The organism is Cellulomonas sp. EB106-03-03-XG116, from assembly GCF_058792015.1.
On sequence record NZ_JBYTEP010000032.1, the window covers coordinates 1 to 16,170 of the forward strand.

At 74.0% G+C, this 16,170-nt stretch carries 11 protein-coding genes; 2 read left to right on the forward strand and 9 right to left on the reverse strand.

The window, feature by feature from the left end; all coding sequences use genetic code 11:
• Nucleotides 1-417 precede the first annotated feature (417 nt).
• The 3 genes from AC3WUG_RS12570 to rfbB form a co-directional block, all read right to left on the reverse strand.
• Nucleotides 418-1,713 carry an LCP family protein gene (locus tag AC3WUG_RS12570; RefSeq protein ID WP_492327967.1) on the reverse strand — a complete coding sequence of 432 codons (1,296 nt, stop codon included), beginning with the start codon at nt 1,711-1,713 and terminating at the stop codon, nt 418-420.
• Nucleotides 1,714-1,844: 131 nt separating this feature from the next.
• Nucleotides 1,845-2,219, reverse strand: coding sequence for an SH3 domain-containing protein (locus AC3WUG_RS12575; protein WP_492327968.1), 375 nt, complete (start codon nt 2,217-2,219; stop codon nt 1,845-1,847).
• Between the two features lie 176 nt (nt 2,220-2,395).
• Nucleotides 2,396-3,391 carry a dTDP-glucose 4,6-dehydratase gene (rfbB, locus tag AC3WUG_RS12580; RefSeq protein WP_492327969.1) on the reverse strand — a complete coding sequence of 332 codons (996 nt, stop codon included), beginning with the start codon at nt 3,389-3,391 and terminating at the stop codon, nt 2,396-2,398.
• Between the two features lie 167 nt (nt 3,392-3,558).
• Here rfbB and AC3WUG_RS12585 point away from each other — a divergent pair, with 167 nt between their 5' ends.
• Nucleotides 3,559-5,673, forward strand: coding sequence for a DUF4214 domain-containing protein (locus tag AC3WUG_RS12585; protein ID WP_492327970.1), 2,115 nt, complete (start codon nt 3,559-3,561; stop codon nt 5,671-5,673).
• A 44-nt stretch (nt 5,674-5,717) separates the two neighbouring features.
• Here AC3WUG_RS12585 and AC3WUG_RS12590 read toward each other — a convergent pair whose 3' ends face one another.
• The 3 genes from AC3WUG_RS12590 to AC3WUG_RS12600 all read right to left on the reverse strand — a co-directional run bounded on the left by AC3WUG_RS12590 (nt 5,718) and on the right by AC3WUG_RS12600 (nt 9,929).
• Nucleotides 5,718-7,688 carry an ArnT family glycosyltransferase gene (locus tag AC3WUG_RS12590; protein ID WP_492327971.1) on the reverse strand — a complete coding sequence of 657 codons (1,971 nt, stop codon included), beginning with the start codon at nt 7,686-7,688 and terminating at the stop codon, nt 5,718-5,720.
• A gap of 100 nt (nt 7,689-7,788) precedes the next feature.
• Nucleotides 7,789-9,030, reverse strand: coding sequence for an ABC transporter ATP-binding protein (locus tag AC3WUG_RS12595; protein WP_492327972.1), 1,242 nt, complete (start codon nt 9,028-9,030; stop codon nt 7,789-7,791).
• On the reverse strand, nt 9,030-9,929 hold the full coding sequence (locus AC3WUG_RS12600; RefSeq protein WP_492327973.1) for an ABC transporter permease: 900 nt from the start codon (nt 9,927-9,929) through the stop codon (nt 9,030-9,032). Before AC3WUG_RS12600 ends, AC3WUG_RS12595 begins: the two co-directional genes overlap by 1 nt.
• Before the next feature lie 164 nt (nt 9,930-10,093).
• Here AC3WUG_RS12600 and AC3WUG_RS12605 point away from each other — a divergent pair, with 164 nt between their 5' ends.
• Nucleotides 10,094-11,983: a DUF4214 domain-containing protein gene (locus AC3WUG_RS12605; RefSeq protein ID WP_492327974.1), complete on the forward strand. Its 1,890-nt coding sequence runs from the start codon at nt 10,094-10,096 to the stop codon at nt 11,981-11,983.
• A 55-nt stretch (nt 11,984-12,038) separates the two neighbouring features.
• Here AC3WUG_RS12605 and AC3WUG_RS12610 read toward each other — a convergent pair whose 3' ends face one another.
• From AC3WUG_RS12610 to AC3WUG_RS12620, 3 genes are read right to left on the reverse strand one after another with little or no spacing between them, the layout of a single operon-like run.
• Nucleotides 12,039-13,571 carry a glycosyltransferase family 4 protein gene (locus AC3WUG_RS12610; RefSeq protein WP_492327975.1) on the reverse strand — a complete coding sequence of 511 codons (1,533 nt, stop codon included), beginning with the start codon at nt 13,569-13,571 and terminating at the stop codon, nt 12,039-12,041.
• Nucleotides 13,571-15,088, reverse strand: a complete 1,518-nt coding sequence (locus AC3WUG_RS12615) for a glycosyltransferase family 4 protein (protein WP_492327976.1) — start codon at nt 15,086-15,088, stop codon at nt 13,571-13,573. Before AC3WUG_RS12615 ends, AC3WUG_RS12610 begins: the two co-directional genes overlap by 1 nt.
• Nucleotides 15,085-16,077, reverse strand: a complete 993-nt coding sequence (locus tag AC3WUG_RS12620; RefSeq protein WP_492327977.1) for an FkbM family methyltransferase — start codon at nt 16,075-16,077, stop codon at nt 15,085-15,087. Before AC3WUG_RS12620 ends, AC3WUG_RS12615 begins: the two co-directional genes overlap by 4 nt.
• Nucleotides 16,078-16,170: the final 93 nt, after the last annotated feature.

Below are 16,170 nucleotides of genomic sequence, written 5' to 3' on the forward strand. Positions count from 1 at the left end.
AGGGCCGGGCGCGGCCGGGGCCGACGGGCGTGGTCTGCCGGGGCGGGCGCGGGGGCGCGGGGCGGTCGGCGGCGGGGCGGTCACCGGCGCCGACCGGGACGGCGCTGGAGCCCTGCCGCGCGGAGGAGCGCACGGGCGCGGCGGGCGTGCCCTCGGCTGCGGGGCGGCCGGAGACGCGCACCGGGCGTGGGGCGTCGTCACCCTCGGGCGCGACCCGAGCCGCGGAGCGCGTGGCGGTGGTGCGGCCGGGTCGCGCGGGCGGGCGGACCGGACGGGCCGCAGCCGGGTCGGGCGCGGGTGCCCCGACGGTGCGCGCGCCGTCGGCGGTGGGACGCCGGCCGGTCGCGCCGGGCGCGAAGCTGGGCGGCGTCGAACGGGGCTCGTCGCGCTCCGGTCGGTCCTCGGGGCGGGCCACGGTCAGCCGCAGACGGCGGTGACGTCGCCGGCCGAGAACGCCTCCTTGCCCGCCTCGCGGGTCTGGGCGGGGTCCGGGGTGGCGGGGGCGGTGGTGATGTCACCGGGGTCGGCGGCGCCCGGGTCGGTGCCCGCGTCCGTCCCGGTGCCCGCGTCGGTCCCCGTCGCGGACTCCTGCTGCGACGGGTCCTGGCTGGTACCCGCGAGCATCGGCTGGTCAGCGGCGACGTTCGCCCAGATCGCGTCGGCCTCCGGTGCCCACACGACGCGGTACTTGTCGCTCGGCGCGGTCATGAACGGGATCGTCATGAAGGAGATGTTCGCAGCCGAGGTGCTGCGGAGGCTGTAGGCGAGCCCGGCCATGTCGGAGATGGACGAGAACCCCGAGTCGATCGAGAGCGACTCGGTCGCGGAGTCGAGGAACCGGATCAGCTGGGTGATGTCGGTGAGCATGTTCTTGCTCAGGAGCTCCCGGACGACCGCGGCGAGCAGCTCCTGCTGCCGGCCGAGCCGGTTGGTGTCCGAGCCGTCGCCGACGCCCTCGCCGGTGCGCGCCCGGGCGAACGCGAGCGCCTGGGTCCCCGTCAGCGTCTGCTCGCCCGCGTTGAGGAACAGACCCGCCTTGGGGGCGTTCATGTCGTTGGGGATGCAGATCGGCACGCCGCCGATGGCGTCGACCATCTTGGTGAAGCCGGCGAAGTCGACCACGACGAAGTGGTCGATCCGGACCCCGGTGTTCTGCTGCACCGTGTTGACCGTGCACGCGGCGGCCGAGGCGATGTCCCCGCCGTTGTCCGCCCCGATCGCGAACGCGGAGTTGAACATCGCGTTGCGCTGGGCCGACGTGGTGCTGCCGTTCGACATGGTGCACGACGGGATGTCGACGAGCGAGTCGCGCGGGATCGAGATGAGCTCGACCCGGCTCCGGTCTGCCGAGATGTGGGCGACGATCGTCGTGTCGGACCGCATGCCGTCCACGTGGCCGCCGATCGCCTCGTTCTCGCCGTCGCGCTCGTCGGATCCCATCAGGAGGATGTTGACGTCGCGCCCTGCGTTCGGGTCGTCCGGGTCCGCGGGGCCGGTGGCGGTCGGTTCCGGCAGCGCCTGGATGAGGTCGCTCGCGTCGATCGTGTCGATGTTGCTGTTCAGCTGGACGTACAGCGCCGCGGCTCCGGACGTGCCGAAGCAGAGCACGCCGACGACCGTCAGCGCGATGCCGCGCAGGACCGTGTGGCTCCGCCGGGGGCGTCCGTGGCGGACGACGCGCGGGCGTGCGGGAGCGGCGTGGCGGGAGGTCACGGGGAGAGCATAGGAGCGCGGGCCCGGCCGTCGGCGCACGCCACGGGGGTGCGCCGTGCAGGATTCGTGCAGATCACCCGGCCGGCGGGGGTCGCGGTGCCGGCCCGGGCGGCCCGGGCCGGCACCGGGCCTCAGCAGCGCGGCAGGAAGTTCTTCACGATGCCGGTGTTCAGGTAGTAGTCGCTCACGTAGCCGCTGTTGTAGAGCTTGGTCCACGCGGTGACGCCGCCGACGCTCGTGCCCGGGGCCCAGCACTCCACCTCGATGCGCTGGCCGCCGCTCACCGTGCCCACCACCCCGTAGCCCGTGCCGGGGCCGGAGCGGATGTTGAGGGTGGTCACCGAGGTCTTGACGGTCGTGCACCACGCGTTCGGGTCGCTGCCCGCGGAACCGCAGCGGAACGGGTCGGCGCTCGCCCCGGTGGCCCCGGCGAGGAGCAGCGCCCCGCTCAGGAGCCCGGTGGTGAGCGCGGCGGTCGCGCGACGCAGGGTGGTGGAGGTGCGCATGGTCCAGGAGCTCCTTCGTGCGAGGGGTCGAGCGGCGCGCCGACGACGCGCTCCTCGCAACCTAGCGCGAGCCATGACTGGGTGTTACGGGTTTTGTGACCCGACTTCCGGGCGCGGGTGCGCGACGGCCGCCCGCCGCACCGGGGTGCGAGGGGCGGCCGTCGAGGCGGGTCGGGTCAGCGCCCGAGCTGGGCGTACTTCGCCTCGGTGGCGTCCTTCTGGGGCCGCCACCACGCCTCGTTGGCCTGGTACCACTCGATCGTCGCGGCCAGGCCGTCGCGGAACGTGGTGTACCGCGGCTCCCAGCCGAGCTCTGTGCGGAGCTTCGTCGCGTCGATGGCGTAGCGCAGGTCGTGGCCCGGGCGGTCGCTCACCAGGTCGTAGGCGTCCGACGGCTGCCCGGTCAGCTCGAGGATGAGCTCGACGACGGTCTTGTTGTCCACCTCGCCGTCCGCGCCGATCAGGTAGGTCTCGCCGAGGCGGCCCTTCGTGATGATGTCCCACACGGCGGAGTTGTGGTCCTCGACGTGGATCCAGTCGCGGACGTTCTCGCCGGTGCCGTAGAGCTTCGGCCGCACGCCGTCGATCACGTTGGTGATCTGGCGCGGGATGAACTTCTCCACGTGCTGGTACGGGCCGTAGTTGTTCGAGCAGTTCGAGATCGTGGCGCGCACGCCGAACGACCGCGCCCACGCGCGCACCAGCAGGTCCGAGGACGCCTTGGTCGACGAGTACGGGCTGGACGGGTTGTACGGGGTGTCCGGCGTGAACTTGGCCGGGTCGTCCAGCTCGAGGTCGCCGTAGACCTCGTCGGTGGAGATGTGGTGGTACCGGACGTCGTACCGGCGCACGGCCTCGAGCAGCGTGTACGTGCCGATGACGTTGGTGTGCACGAAGGGCCACGGGTCGTGCAGCGAGTTGTCGTTGTGCGACTCGGCGGCGAAGTGCACGACGACGTCGCTGTTCTTCACGAGGTCGTCGACGATGTCGTGGTCGGTGATGCTGCCCTTGGCGAACGTCACCTGGTCCCACACCGGGGCGAGGCTCTTCTCGTCACCCGCGTACGTCAGCGCGTCGAGGACGGTGACCTGGACCTCGGGGTGCTCGCGCACCACCTGGTGCACGAAGTTGGAGCCGATGAAACCGGCTCCGCCGGTGACGAGCATGCGCACGGGTGTCCTCCAAGGTGAGCGGGCGACGTCCTAGGGTACCGACTCGCCGCGCGGCGGAGCGCGGTGCATACCGGAGCAAAGCGGACCGCGTCCGCGCGCATCCTTGACTCCGTGTCATCGAGGGCTCAGCCTGCGGAGGTACGCGCCCGGTCGATGTCAGGACTGTCATGCTCCTCCGCTTGCTCCTCGCCCTGTCGGTCGCCGCGACCGGCGCCACCCTCGAGCCGCCCTCCGCCGAGACGGTCCCGAGCCGGTCGGACGCGGTCGTGCAGCGCGCGGCGCAGGACCCGGGCTCGGGGTCCGACCCCGCGACCGAGGTGACGAGCACCGACCTGGTCGTCGCCTCGACGGCCGACGCCCAGGCCGCCACGGCTCAGTCGCCGGCGGCCGGGGTCACGCCGGAGCCGTCGCCGTCGGGCACGCCGGAGCCGGAGCCGTCGTCGTCCGCCTCGTCCGGCCCCGCGCCCGAGGCCGCCGAGCCGGGCCGCGTCGCGCCGGACGACCTGCTCGCCCCCCGCGTCACCGCGGACGAGGCGGCGGAGGCGAGCGTGGACCCCTCGGCCGAGCCGGTGGTCGCGGACGCGCTGACGGAGGACGGCCGCGTGCTGACGCCGGCGGTCGAGACCCAGGACGTGCAGACGCTCGGCGTGACGTGGCCGGTGGGGACCGACGCCACCGGACTCGTCCCGCGGGTGCGCACGCAGACCGACGGGAAGTGGACCGGGTGGGCCGCGCTCGACGTGGCCGACGACGGTCCGGACGAGGGCACCGCAGACGCGCGCACCGAGAAGCGCGGCGGCACCGACTCGTTCTGGATCGGCGACGCCGACGCCGTCCAGCTCTCCTTCGCGGCGACGGGCGACGGGGGTCCCGCGGACCTCGGCCTCACCCTGGTGGGGTCCGAGCTCGTCGAGCCGTCGAGCCCGACCACGCGTACCGCCGCGGCGTCCGGAGGGGCGGTGGTCCGCACCGCGGTCGCGACCACCGAGCACGCCGCGGAGCCCGCCGCGGAGCCCGCCGCGGCCGTCGTGCAGACGGCCGCCGTGCCCGCCGTCATCACCCGGGCGCAGTGGGGTGCACGGGCTCCGGTGTGCACGCCCGACGTGGCCGGCTCGATCGTCGGCGCCGTCGTCCACCACACCGCGGGCAGCAACTCGTACGGGTCGGTCGCCGCCGCGATGCAGCAGATCCGCAACGACCAGGCGTACCACATCAGCGGCCGCGGCTGGTGCGACATCGGATACAACTTCGTCGTCGACAAGTGGGGGAACATCTACGAGGGCCGCGTCGACTCCATGACCAAGCCGGTCATCGGGGTGCACGCCGGCGGGTTCAACACCGGCACGGTCGGCGTCGCCATGCTCGGCACCTACGACGCGGTGCCCTCCGCCGCGACCCAGGACGCCGTGGGTCGCGTCATCGGCTGGCGGCTCGGGGTCTACAGCCGCGACCCGCAGGGCTGGATGTCGTACGCGACCGGGAACGGCGAGAACTCGCGCTACCAGAACCAGACCGTCAACCTGCCGCGGGTCTTCGGGCACCGCGACGTCTCGTACACGGCGTGCCCCGGCAACGGCGGCTACGCCGCGCTCGGCACGATCCGCGCCGTCGCCGCGGCGAACCTCGGCACGCCCGCCATGCCGCGCGCCACGGCGCAGGCCGTCGTGCGTGCGCTCTACGCGGACCTCCTCGGGCGCGGCACGGACCCCACGGGTCTCAACACCTGGACGACCCGCCTGATGCAGGGGACCAACCAGGCGGACCTCGTGGCGGAGCTCACGCGGAGCGACGAGTACATCAACAAGCGGGTCGCCCAGGCGTACCGCGAGGTGCTCGGCCGGGAGCCCGAGCCCGCCGGGGCCGCCAACTGGCTGGCCGCCGTCCGGAGCGGGATCGCGACGGTCGACGACGCCCAGCGCCGCTTCTACGACTCCCAGGAGTACTTCAACCGGTCCGGCGGGACGGACGCGGGCTACGTGCGGCTGCTGTACACGACGGTGCTGGGCCGGTCGGCGACCGCGGCGGACGTCGCGGTCTGGGAGCCCCGGATGGCCACGCCTCAGGGGCGGGCGGCCGTGGTGGACGGGATCTGGTTCTCGCAGGAGGCGGCCAAGCGGCGCGCGGGTGCGTACTACCAGGTCTTCCTGCAGCGTGCGCCGGACGGGCCCGGTCTGCAGAACTGGGCCGACGTGCTGCTGCGGCGGGGCGAGGGCGCGGTCCGCACGGGCATCGCCGGCTCGCAGGAGTACCAGAAGAAGGCGCTGGTCCGGTACCCGTCCTGACGGTCGGCCCGCACGCACCGGGCGGTGCGCCGGACGCGAGGCGGTCAGCCTCGCTGCGGCGCCTCGGGGATCAGCGTCCCGTCCTCGCCGATGGTGCCGACCCACACCCGGGAGCGGCTCACCTCGGCCTCGTGCGGGATGTACGAGAGCGCGTACGACCAGCTGGTCATCTCCCCGCTGCGGTACGGGGCCGGGACGACGTCGTCCGGCCACGGCAGCCCCTCGGCCGAGAAGGTCACGAACGAGACGTCGCCGCCCCACTCCCGCTCGATCTCGGCGAGCTTCGCGGCAGTCGGCACGCCGCCCGTCTGGACGACCTCGACCCCGCACACGGAGCGCAGGGTGGCGAGGTACTGCGGACCGCCGTGCCGCAGGTACACCACCTTGTCGGTGGGCAGCCCGGCGCACACGCCCTGGATCTCCGCGAGCCGACCACCCTGCTCCGGCACGCGCACCAGCTCGGTCCAGGTCGTGAGCGGGAACAGGGCCACGGACAGACCGAGCAGCGCTGCCAGCGACCGTGCCCACCAGCGCCGCGCGCGCCAGAGCGCCTCGAGCACGATCGTGGCGGCGACCAGGAAGCCGGGGAGGGTGACGGGCAGGAGCCGTCGCATCGCCCAGACCTGGTCCGGGCTGATGCTCACCTGCCAGAGGTACAGCGCGGACGGGGCTGCAATCACGGCGAGGACCATGATCAGGCGCGGGTCCCGGCGCGAGATCGCACGGTGGGCGAGGAGCGCCAGGCCCGAGAACGAGAGCACGACCATCGGCCAGCCGTAGTACCAGGAGATCCAGCGGACCGACCAGTCGTCGTAGCTGCGTGCGGGCTCGATCCGCATCCCCTCGCGGTCCTGGAGGCCCATCACGAGGTCCGAGTACGCGGTGCCGACGGCGGTGCGCTCCCCGGGCAGCCAGAGGAACCGGGTCGTGAGGACGACGGCGACCAGCGCGACCGCGACCACGCCCGCGACCGCGAGCCCTCGCCGGTGCCGCTGGACGAGCCGGCGCACCGGGTCCCAGGCACGCGGGAACGAGATCGCGACCGCGACCACGACCGTCGCGGCGAGGGCGCCGGCAAGGAGCGAGAACTGGTCGCCGAGGTCCGCGAGGTAGCCGGGGCTGAGCAGGCGGAGGTCGGTGTACCCCACGGCGACGAGGACGAGGGCGGCCGCACCGGCGACGAGCAACGCGACCCGCGCGCGGCGGCGGTGCCGGGGCAGGAGCGTCGCGCCGGCCACGAGACCGAGCCCGGCGACGAAGCCGATCACCGTGGCCGCGCCGTCGATCCGCGAGAGCGCGGTCGCGCCGATGAGGGCTCCGGAGAGCAGGTGCCGCCACCAGGACCGCGTCTCGAAGGCGGACCAGGAGAGCGTGAGCGCGCCGAAGACGAGCGCCACGTTCAGGGGCTCGGTGTACGCGGCGCGGGAGAACGCGAGCATCGGGATCGAGGTGCCGAGCGTGACCAGGGGCAGCAGCGCCCACCACGGACCGACCACGCGACGGGCGAGCCCGTACACGGCGAGCAGCGCGACCGCGCCGATGGCGAGGTTGCCGACGAGGACCCCGGCGTCGCCGCGGGCCCAGCCTGCCAGGGCGATCAGCCCCGGGAGGAGCTTGGCACCCTGCGCGTGGAGAGCTCCGTCGCGCGCGTAGTACGCGGCGGTGTCGGCGCGCAGCCCGGGGACGGAGTCGGCGAGCGCCTCGGCGGAGCCCATGGGCAGGTCGGCCGAGGGGTGGTCGGTCAACCAGAAGCCCTCGAGCGTGAGGAAGCCGGGGTCCCGCGTCACGAGCACGTAGTTCGCGACGTAGGGCACGTTCAGGACGAACCAGGTCGCCGTCAGCGCGAGGGCGACGAGCGTGCCCCAGCCGTGCGCGCGGGCCCGAGCCAGCCGCCCCGGCATCAGCCGCCACGTCGCGACGACGACGAGCGCGCACACCGGGAGCACGACGACCGGGCGGAACTGGCCCACGAGCACCGTGGCGGAGACGACCAGCGACACCCAGAACAGCAGCATCACGGCACGGTCCGGGGCCGCCGCCACCAGACCGAGCACGGTCGGGCGGGGTCGCGACGCGGCGCGGTGCACCGCCGGGGGACGCCCGGCGCGCACGCGCTCAGGCACCGCCGAGGACCAGCTCGGGTGCCGCCCACACCGGGCCGACGGTGGTGCCGCCGGCCGTCACCTGGAACGGGGACGCCTCCCGCAGCCGGGACAGCTCGACGCCGCTCGCGGCGGCGACCGCACCGTGGCAGGTGTAGTGGCCCTCGCCGAGGCGGAGGTCGCGCAGGAGGAACTCGAACCGCTGGCGCCCGACCAGCGGCGGGAGCCGGCGGCCGATGAGGTGGGTGTTGGTGCCGATCACCGTGACGCCGAGCGCGGTCTCGATGCCGATGCCCACGTTGGGCTCCGGGACCGGGGCAGCGGCGTCGACGGTCACGACCACCGTGACGTCGGCGCCCGGGGTGATCTCCGAGACGGGCGCACCCGTGGCGTCCCGGAGCTCGACCGACGAGACCACCGCCTGCGGGGGCGCGACGGCCTCCTCGTGCTCGGCGGCGCCGCGCTCGGCCGCCTCGCGCGAGGCGACCTCGCGCTGGTGCTCGATGTCCTCCTGGCGCTGCTGGTCGAACTCCTGGCGCAGCGCACGCAGGGCGTCGCGGGTCTCGCCGTCCGCGATCACCCGGCCGCTCTCCAGGACGACGGCGCGGTCGCAGACGTCGGCGACCTGGTCCAGCGAGTGCGTGACGAGGACGATCGTCCGCCCGTCGTGCTGGAACTCGCGGATGCGGTCCATGCACTTCCGCTGGAACGGCTCGTCGCCGACGGCCAGCACCTCGTCGACGAGGAGGATGTCCGGGTCGACGTGCACCGCGACCGCGAACGCGAGGCGGACGTACATGCCGGACGAGTAGAACTTCACCTGGGTGTCGATGAACCGCTCGATGCCGGAGAAGTCGACGATGGCGTCGAAGTACTTGTCCGTCTGCGCGGTCGACAGGCCCAGGATCGAGGCGTTGAGGTAGACGTTCTCCCGCCCGGTGAGGTCGGGGTGGAAGCCGGCCCCGAGCTCCAGCAGCGCGGCCATCCGCCCGCGGGTCTGCACCGTGCCGGAGGTCGGCTGCAGGATGCCGCCGATCGCCTTGAGCAACGTGCTCTTCCCGGAGCCGTTGGGGCCGATGAGGCCCACCGTCGTGCCGGACTCGATGCTGAGGTCGACGTCCCGCAGCGCCCAGAAGTCCTCCTTGTGGAGGTTCGAGCGACCGAAGTTGACGACGCGCTCCTTGAGCGACTTCTCCTTGCGGATGACGAAGCGCTTGGACAGGCCGCGGACCTCGACGACGGTGGTGGTGGCCATCAGAGCTCCTGAGCGAAGTTGCCCTGCAGGCGTGCGAACACGCGCTGGGCGATGAACGTGAACACGACGCCGACGGCGAGCCAGAGCCACAGCATGCCCGCCAGGTCGTCGGGCACCGGCTGGTCGCTCCCGGCGACCCAGAACGTCTGCTGGAACCCCATGATCGCGGCCGTCATCGGGTTCGTCAGGTACAGCCGCTGCAGCGTCTCGCTGAGCTCGCCCTGCACGAGCGCCCACGAGTAGACGATCGGGGACGCCCAGAACGCGATCATGATCGCGATCTCGACGAGGTACTGGATGTCCCTCAGGTAGACGTTGATCGCGGACAGCAGCAGGGACCAGCCCAGCGCGGTGACCACGATCACGGCGAGGGCGAGCGGCAGGTACCCCCACCGCGCGCCGGTGGGGAAGTTCCCCACGACGAGGGTGGCGGCGATCAGGATCCCGAGCTGGATCGCGAAGTTGAACAGCGCCGACCCCATGGAGGACAGCGGGAAGATCTCCCGGGGGAGGTACACCTTCTTCACCAGCCCCGAGTTCTGGACGATCGACGAGGTGCCCGACGTGATGGCCTCGGAGAACAGCCCCCACGCGGTCAGACCGGTGTAGATGAAGATCGCGAAGTCCGGGATGTCGCGCGCCGCGCCCAGGAACTTGCCGAGCGCGATGTAGTAGATGAGCAGCATCGCGATGGGGCGCATCAGGCTCCAGACGAAGCCGAGCGCGCTGTCCTTGTACCGCGCCTTCACCTCGCGCTTCACGAGGAGGTGCAGCAGCTCGCCGTGGGCCCAGATGTCCCGGACGGAGGACCCGAACCCGCGGAAGAAGCCGGGGCGGGTCCCTGCGGTTCGCAGCGGCTGGGCGGCGAGCTGCTCGGCCCGCGCGTCGCGGAGGTCCATCGTTCTCCTGGGGGGTCGTCCTGCGGTCGAGGCTGCCCGACCGGCGCCGACAGCCTACCCGTCACCCGGACGCACCCCTCCGGACGCGCTCCTGAGGGCGGCGGCGACCGCGATAATGGCCGGGTCCGCCCGCCGCCGCGGGCCCGCGCACGATCGGAGACCCCATGCCCGCCAGACTCGCGCGAGCGGTCGCGCGCCTCGCGACGCTCGCCCTCGTGGCGACGGCCGCCCTCGTGACCGGCGGGCCGGCGCCGGAGCCGGCCGCGGCGGCCGTCCCCGCAGCGGCGGGGGACACCCTGACGTTCTCCGGTCACGGCTGGGGCCATGGTCGCGGGATGGGCCAGTACGGCGCGCTCGGCTACGCGGTGGACCACGGCTGGAGCTCGGCGCAGATCCTCGACCACTACTACGGCGGCACGGTCGCCGCGAACGTCGGGAGCCGCGCGATCACGGTCGAGCTGACCGCGCTCACCGGCAAGGAGCTCGTCGTGATCGGCCGGGACCTGCGGGTGAACGGGGCGGCCGTCGGCTCGGGCGACGTCGCGCTGCTCGCGCGCGCGCAGGCCGACGGCTCGGTGCAGCTGTTCACCGGCGCGAGCTGCGCGGGCCCGACCTGGACGCCGCTCCCCGGCAGCTATCGCGCCGGCGCCGTCGAGATCGGCACGGCGTCCCAGGCCGGTTTCGACCGCCTGATCCGGGTCTGCGAGTCCGCCGGCGAGCGCGCGTACCGCGGCTCGCTCACCGTCCAGCGGGTCGGCGCGAACCAGATGACGTTCAACAAGATCGCGTCCGAGGACTACCTGCGCGGGGTCGTCCCGCGCGAGTCGCCGGCCTCGTGGGGGTCGTCGGGGGGCGGCCGCGGGATGCAGGCGCTCATGGCGCAGGCGGTCGCGGCCCGCAGCTACGCCCTCTCCGGCACCCGCCCGTCCGGCGCGACGACCTGCGACACCACCGCGTGCCAGGTGTACTCGGGTGCGGCGTTCCAGGCCTGGAGCCAGCCGCAGACGGTTCTCGACGCCACGGCCACGAACCAGGCGATCGACGCCACGGCGGGCGTGGTGCGGCAGGTCCCGGGCACGGGGGCCGTCGCCCGCACGGAGTTCAGCTCGTCGACGGGTGGGTACACGGCCGGCGGCGTGTTCCCGGCGGTGGTCGACCTCGGTGACGCGGTCGGCTCCAACCCGAACCACAACTGGGTCGCGCCGATCTCGCTCGCCACCGCGTCCGCGCGGCTCGGCGTCGGCACGATCCGGTCCATCGCGGTGACGCAGCGCAACGGCCTCGGCGCCGACGGCGGGCGCGTCCTGCAGGTCGCCGTGGCCGGCTCCGCCGGTTCCAGGACGATGACGGGCAACGAGGTCCGGGTCGCCCTCGGCCTGAAGAGCGACTGGTTCAGCATCAGCTGGACGTCGCCCGCCGAGGCGGCGTCGGTGGTGACGGCCCTCTACGCGGACCTGCTGGGTCGCGGCCCGGACGCGACCGGGCTCCGCACCTGGACCGACCGGCTCCTGCAGGGCACCAGCCAGTCGGAGCTCGTCGCCACGCTGACCCGCAGCGACGAGTACATCAACAAGCGGGTGCGCCAGGCCTACGTCGAGGTGCTGGGGCGGGAGCCCGAGCCTGCGGGCGCGGCCAACTGGTTGGACGTGATCCGCCGAGGCGGCCAGACGGTCGACGACGTCCAGCGCCGGTTCTACGACTCCGCGGAGTACTTCGACCGGTCCGGCGGGACGGACTCGGGGTACGTGCAGCGGCTCTACCAGACGGTGCTCGGCCGTGCGGCGTCGGCCGCCGACCTCGCCGTCTGGGTCCCGCGGATGACCTCGCCGGAGTTCGGTCGCGGCCGAGTGGTCGACGGAATCTGGTTCTCCACCGAGGCCGCCAAGCGCCGGGCCGGCGCCTACTACCGCGTGTTCCTGCAGCGCGAGCCCGACGGGCCCGGGCTGCAGGGCTGGGCGGACGTGCTGCTGCGCAGCGGAGAGGGAGCCGTCCGCACCGGCATCGCCGGGTCGCAGGAGTACCGGAACAAGGCCGTCGCCCGCTTCCCGGGCTGACGGTCACGTCGAACCGGTGCCGCCCTCGTGGGTGGCACCGGTTCGACGGGCGCGCTCAGCGCCGGGCGTCCGCACCCTCCCGGCGGACGGTCCCGGCCAGCCAGTCCCAGGCCTGGTCGGCGTACTGGTCCCAGTCACGGCCGGGCCGCGCCGCGGCGTCGCGCCGCAACCTCTCGAGGTGCCGGTCGTCGACCAGCAGCCGACGCATCGCGTCGGCGACCGCGTGGTCGTCACGCGGGTCCACCGTCAGGGCGCCGCCGTCGGCCGCGAGCTCGGCCATGCTCCCGAAGTTCGAGGTGACCACGGGGGTGCCTGCGGCCAGCGACTCGGCGACCGGCAGGCCGAACCCCTCGTTCAGCGAGGGGAACACCGTGAACCGGGCGAGCCGGTAGGCCGCCCAGAGCTCGCCGTCGGACAGCCCGCGCTGGGAGTCCACCGGCCGCCCCGCCCGGACGAGCGCGGCGAGCTGTGCCTGGAAGGCGTCGCTGCCCCAGGCGTTGCCGCCGACGAAGGAGAGCGAGAAGCGGAGGCCCTCGCGCCAGAGCAGCTCGGCGGCGTGCAGGACCGCCAGGTGGTTCTTGCGCGGCTCGTGGCTGCCGACGACCAGAACGGTGGGCAGGTCGCCGACCACGAAGCGCTCGCGGGCGCTCGCCATGTCCTCGGGGGTCGGCCGGGCCGCGTGGACGGGGAGCGGCACGGAGCGGATGGCGGGCCCGGGCACCCCGACGGCGGCGAGCATGTGCCGCCAGCCCTCGTACTCGGTGGACGCGGCCTGCGAGATCGCGGCGACCCGGTCGAAGTAGCGCACCGCCGCGAGGTTGCGGGCGAACACCGCGGCGAAGCCCCGCTGCGTCGTCTCGGCGGTGGTGATCGGCACCAGGTCGAAGCCGATCGCGCCGGTCCGGTTGCCGGAGAACCGGGCGAGCGCGAGCAGCGCCGCCGTCCTGCCCGGCTCGGCGCCGAGCTCCGGCACCAGGTAGGTCGCGCGCCACGGCACGACGACCGTGAGCACGTCGTCCGGGCGAGGCGCGAGCTCGGAGGCCGAGGCGCGGCCGCTCACCAGGAGCTCGTGCTCCGCCGGGGTCAGCTCGCGGACCGCGGTGAACCCGGAGGTCCAGGACACGGGCACGACGGCCGGGCGAGCGAGCCACCGACGGGCGGTCTCCCGAGCCACCCGCTGGATGCCGGTCATCAGCGGCGTCGACACGGTGTGCGCGACGTCGACGAGCACGCCCTGCTCCACGCGGACGCGGCGGCCGAGGTCCTCGGGGGTGGCTCGGCGCTCGATCTCCGCCACGAGCGGACCGGCGCCGCGGAACTCGCACCCGCGCGCGACCTCCACCACCGACGCCTCGTCGGGGAGCTGCGCCGTGAGCACGGCGAGCGCCAACCAGACCTGGGCGCGGTCGGTCAGCTCGACCGTCCGGCCCAGCGCGTCCGCGAGCTCCGCGGCGGAGCCGACCGGGCCCGGGGCGGGGACGCCGAGCGCGCGCGCGAGCTCGCCGCACCGCTGCGACCAGACCGCCCAGCGCGCGTCGTCGGCCTCGGGCTCCGGTGCGGGGGCCGGACGCCGTAGACGTGTGCGCATCAGTGCAGGTCCTCCGTCGTGGTGTAGAAGTCCCAGAGCTCGGCGGCGTAGTCGTCCCACGTGCGCCGCGGCCGCGCCTCGGCGTCGGCCGCCAGCCGTGCCAGGCGGTCCCGGTCGGTGAGCAGCTCGCGCAGCGCCGCGGTCACGGCGTCGTCGTCACGGGGGTCGACGGTGACGCAGCCGCCGCCGCGTGCGATCTCGGCCTGGCTGCCGAACGAGGACGTCAGCACCGGGGTCCCGCACGCGAGCGCCTCGGCGACGGGGAGGCCGTAGCCCTCGTGGAGCGACAGGAACGCGACCAGGTCGGCCGAGCGCAGCTCCCGCCACAGCTGGTCCTCCGGCACCCGGCCGACGTCGGCGAGCGGCCGGCCGTCCGCGAGGAGCCGTTCGATCGCCGGCTGCAGCGTCGTGTCCGACCAACCCCGTCCGCCGACCAGGCGGACCTCGAAGTCGAGGCCCTCGACCCAGAGGCGCTCGGCCGCGTGGAGGAGCGTCCGCTGGTTCTTGTGCGGCTCGCGCGTGCCGAGGGCGAGGACCACCGGCCGGTCGTCCGCCGTGGCGTCCCCGGCCGGCTCGTCGACGACCGGCGGCGGTGCGTCCTCGGTGAGGACCACCTCCTCCACGACCGGTCCGCGCAGGCCCTGGGCGGCCAGGGTGCGCACGAAGCCGGCGAACTCGGCGGTGGCCGACTCGCTGATCCCGGCGACCCGGTGCGCGTGCTTGACCACGGTCAGGTACTGCGCGCTCGCCACGGCGTCCACGTCGGGACGCTGCTCCGCGCTCGTGATGGGGATCATGTCGTAGCCGATCATCCCCACCCGGTTGCCCGAGAACCGGCCCAGGGCGGACAGGACGTCGCAGGTCCCCGTGCTCGGCACGTCCGGGAGCACGACCATGCTGCGCCACGGCACGACCAGCCGCGGGCGGTAGGCCAGCTCGGACTCGAGAGGGATGTCGACCTCCTGCCCGTGGCGCAGGACCCGCGCGTCCTCGCGGGGGGCCAGCGAACGCATGGCGTCGTAGGTGTCCACCCAGGCGGTGAGGGTCAGGTCGTGGTCCCTGGCCCAGCGGGGGACCGTCTCCCGCACCACGCGCTGGATCCCCGTGTGCGTCTCGTACCGCGCGCAGAAGTCGACGTCGACGACCGTCCCGCCGGAGACCACGGTCGCGTGCAGGTCGCGCCGACCCGATCCGCCGCGTCGGAGCGACTCGCCGAGCAGCCAGGACTCGACGGCCTCGGTGGGGGCGAGCTCGAGCCGCCGGCCGAGGTCTCGGACCTCGGCCTCGGTGGGGAACGCGGCGTGCACGACGGTGAGCAGCAGCCAGCGCAGGTCGGTCCGCTCGTGAGGACGGCACGCGTCCAGGAGCGCCGGGAGCAGGCGGGCGGCCACGTGCCCGGGCTCGGCGTCGGCCGGCACCTCCAGGTCGGTCGCCGCGGCCGCGGCGGCCGACAGCCGCTGCTCGAGCGCGCCGAGCAGCACCGGCGCCCCGGGGGCGCCGCCGGTGGGCCCCGTCACCGCAGGGCCCGCTTCGCGCGGCCCGCGACGCGGCGGGCCAGCCGCAGCGGCCGGGTGACGCGCCAGGAGACCGTGCGGCGCATCGCGGCGAGCTCGGCCCGGGCCGCGCCGTCGTCGGCGGCCGGCGCGGGCGGGACCGCCGCGGCGGCGACGGCGGCGAGCGCCTCGGACCACCGCGCGAAGGCGGTCGCCCGCCAGTGGATCGCCTGGCGCTCGAGGTCGTCGCGCACGCCCTCGAGGCGCTCGATCTCGGAGCGGAGGGTGACGAGCTCGTCGGTCGTGAAGAAGTCGAGCGGGCCCGCGGGGACGGACAGGGTGTCCGCGAGGTCGGCGTGCTCCTCGGCCACGTAGAACCGCGACAGCCCGTCGAACTGGCAGAACGTGTAGCCGGCGCCGGTGACGAGCGCCTCCCACTCGTCGTGGGTGCGTCGGACGGTGTGGACGTCGGTCCGTCCGTTGCTGGGCGCGGTGGCCTCGACGACGAGCACCCACGGGCGACGGCGCCGCAGATCGATGCTCTCCAGCACCTCCCGCTCGGCGCCCTCGACGTCCACCACCATGAAGTGGATCGGAGCCTCGTCGGGCAGCGACTCGTCGAGCACCGAGTCGAGCGTCGCGGCGCGGACCTCGACCTCGGTCACGGCGAGACCGACGCGGGCGTGGTCGGCACCGATGCTGTCGACCAGCGTCGACAGACCCGTCCCGTCGACGACGTGCAGGGTCACCGTCGCGTCCGGTCGGCTGGTGACGGCGGCCTCGACCTGGGTGTCGCGGGGGCGCTCGGCGCGGTGCAGGTCCGCGAACACCGGGACCGGCTCGACGGTGACGCCGCTCCAGCCCCGGTCGTAGAACGCGCGGGTGATCGAGTCGTTGCGCGGGTGGTTGGCGCCGACCTCCACGTACCGGCCGTCGCGGACGTCCTGCAACGCCCTCCACAGCACGACGTCCTCGCGGTTCTGGGCGTACGACACGAACGTGTTCTCGGGCACCGCACGATCATATGGGCACTCGGGTGCCCGTCCGCCGGGGCGAGGAGTCGGTACGCTGTCTGCGGCCCCGACCCGACCACGTACCGAGGAACC

What these genes read in the sequence shown, in the direction of transcription:
- AC3WUG_RS12605 (WP_492327974.1), top strand. Translation starts at nt 10,094, where the DNA reads ATGCCCGCCAGACTCGCGCGAGCGGTCGCGCGCCTCGCGACGCTCGCC.
- AC3WUG_RS12575 (WP_492327968.1), bottom strand. Translation starts at nt 2,219, where the DNA reads ATGCGCACCTCCACCACCCTGCGTCGCGCGACCGCCGCGCTCACCACC.
- AC3WUG_RS12590 (WP_492327971.1), bottom strand. Translation starts at nt 7,688, where the DNA reads ATGCTGCTGTTCTGGGTGTCGCTGGTCGTCTCCGCCACGGTGCTCGTG.
- AC3WUG_RS12610 (WP_492327975.1), bottom strand. Translation starts at nt 13,571, where the DNA reads ATGCGCACACGTCTACGGCGTCCGGCCCCCGCACCGGAGCCCGAGGCC.
- AC3WUG_RS12600 (WP_492327973.1), bottom strand. Translation starts at nt 9,929, where the DNA reads ATGGACCTCCGCGACGCGCGGGCCGAGCAGCTCGCCGCCCAGCCGCTG.
- AC3WUG_RS12595 (WP_492327972.1), bottom strand. Translation starts at nt 9,030, where the DNA reads ATGGCCACCACCACCGTCGTCGAGGTCCGCGGCCTGTCCAAGCGCTTC.
- AC3WUG_RS12585 (WP_492327970.1), top strand. Translation starts at nt 3,559, where the DNA reads ATGCTCCTCCGCTTGCTCCTCGCCCTGTCGGTCGCCGCGACCGGCGCC.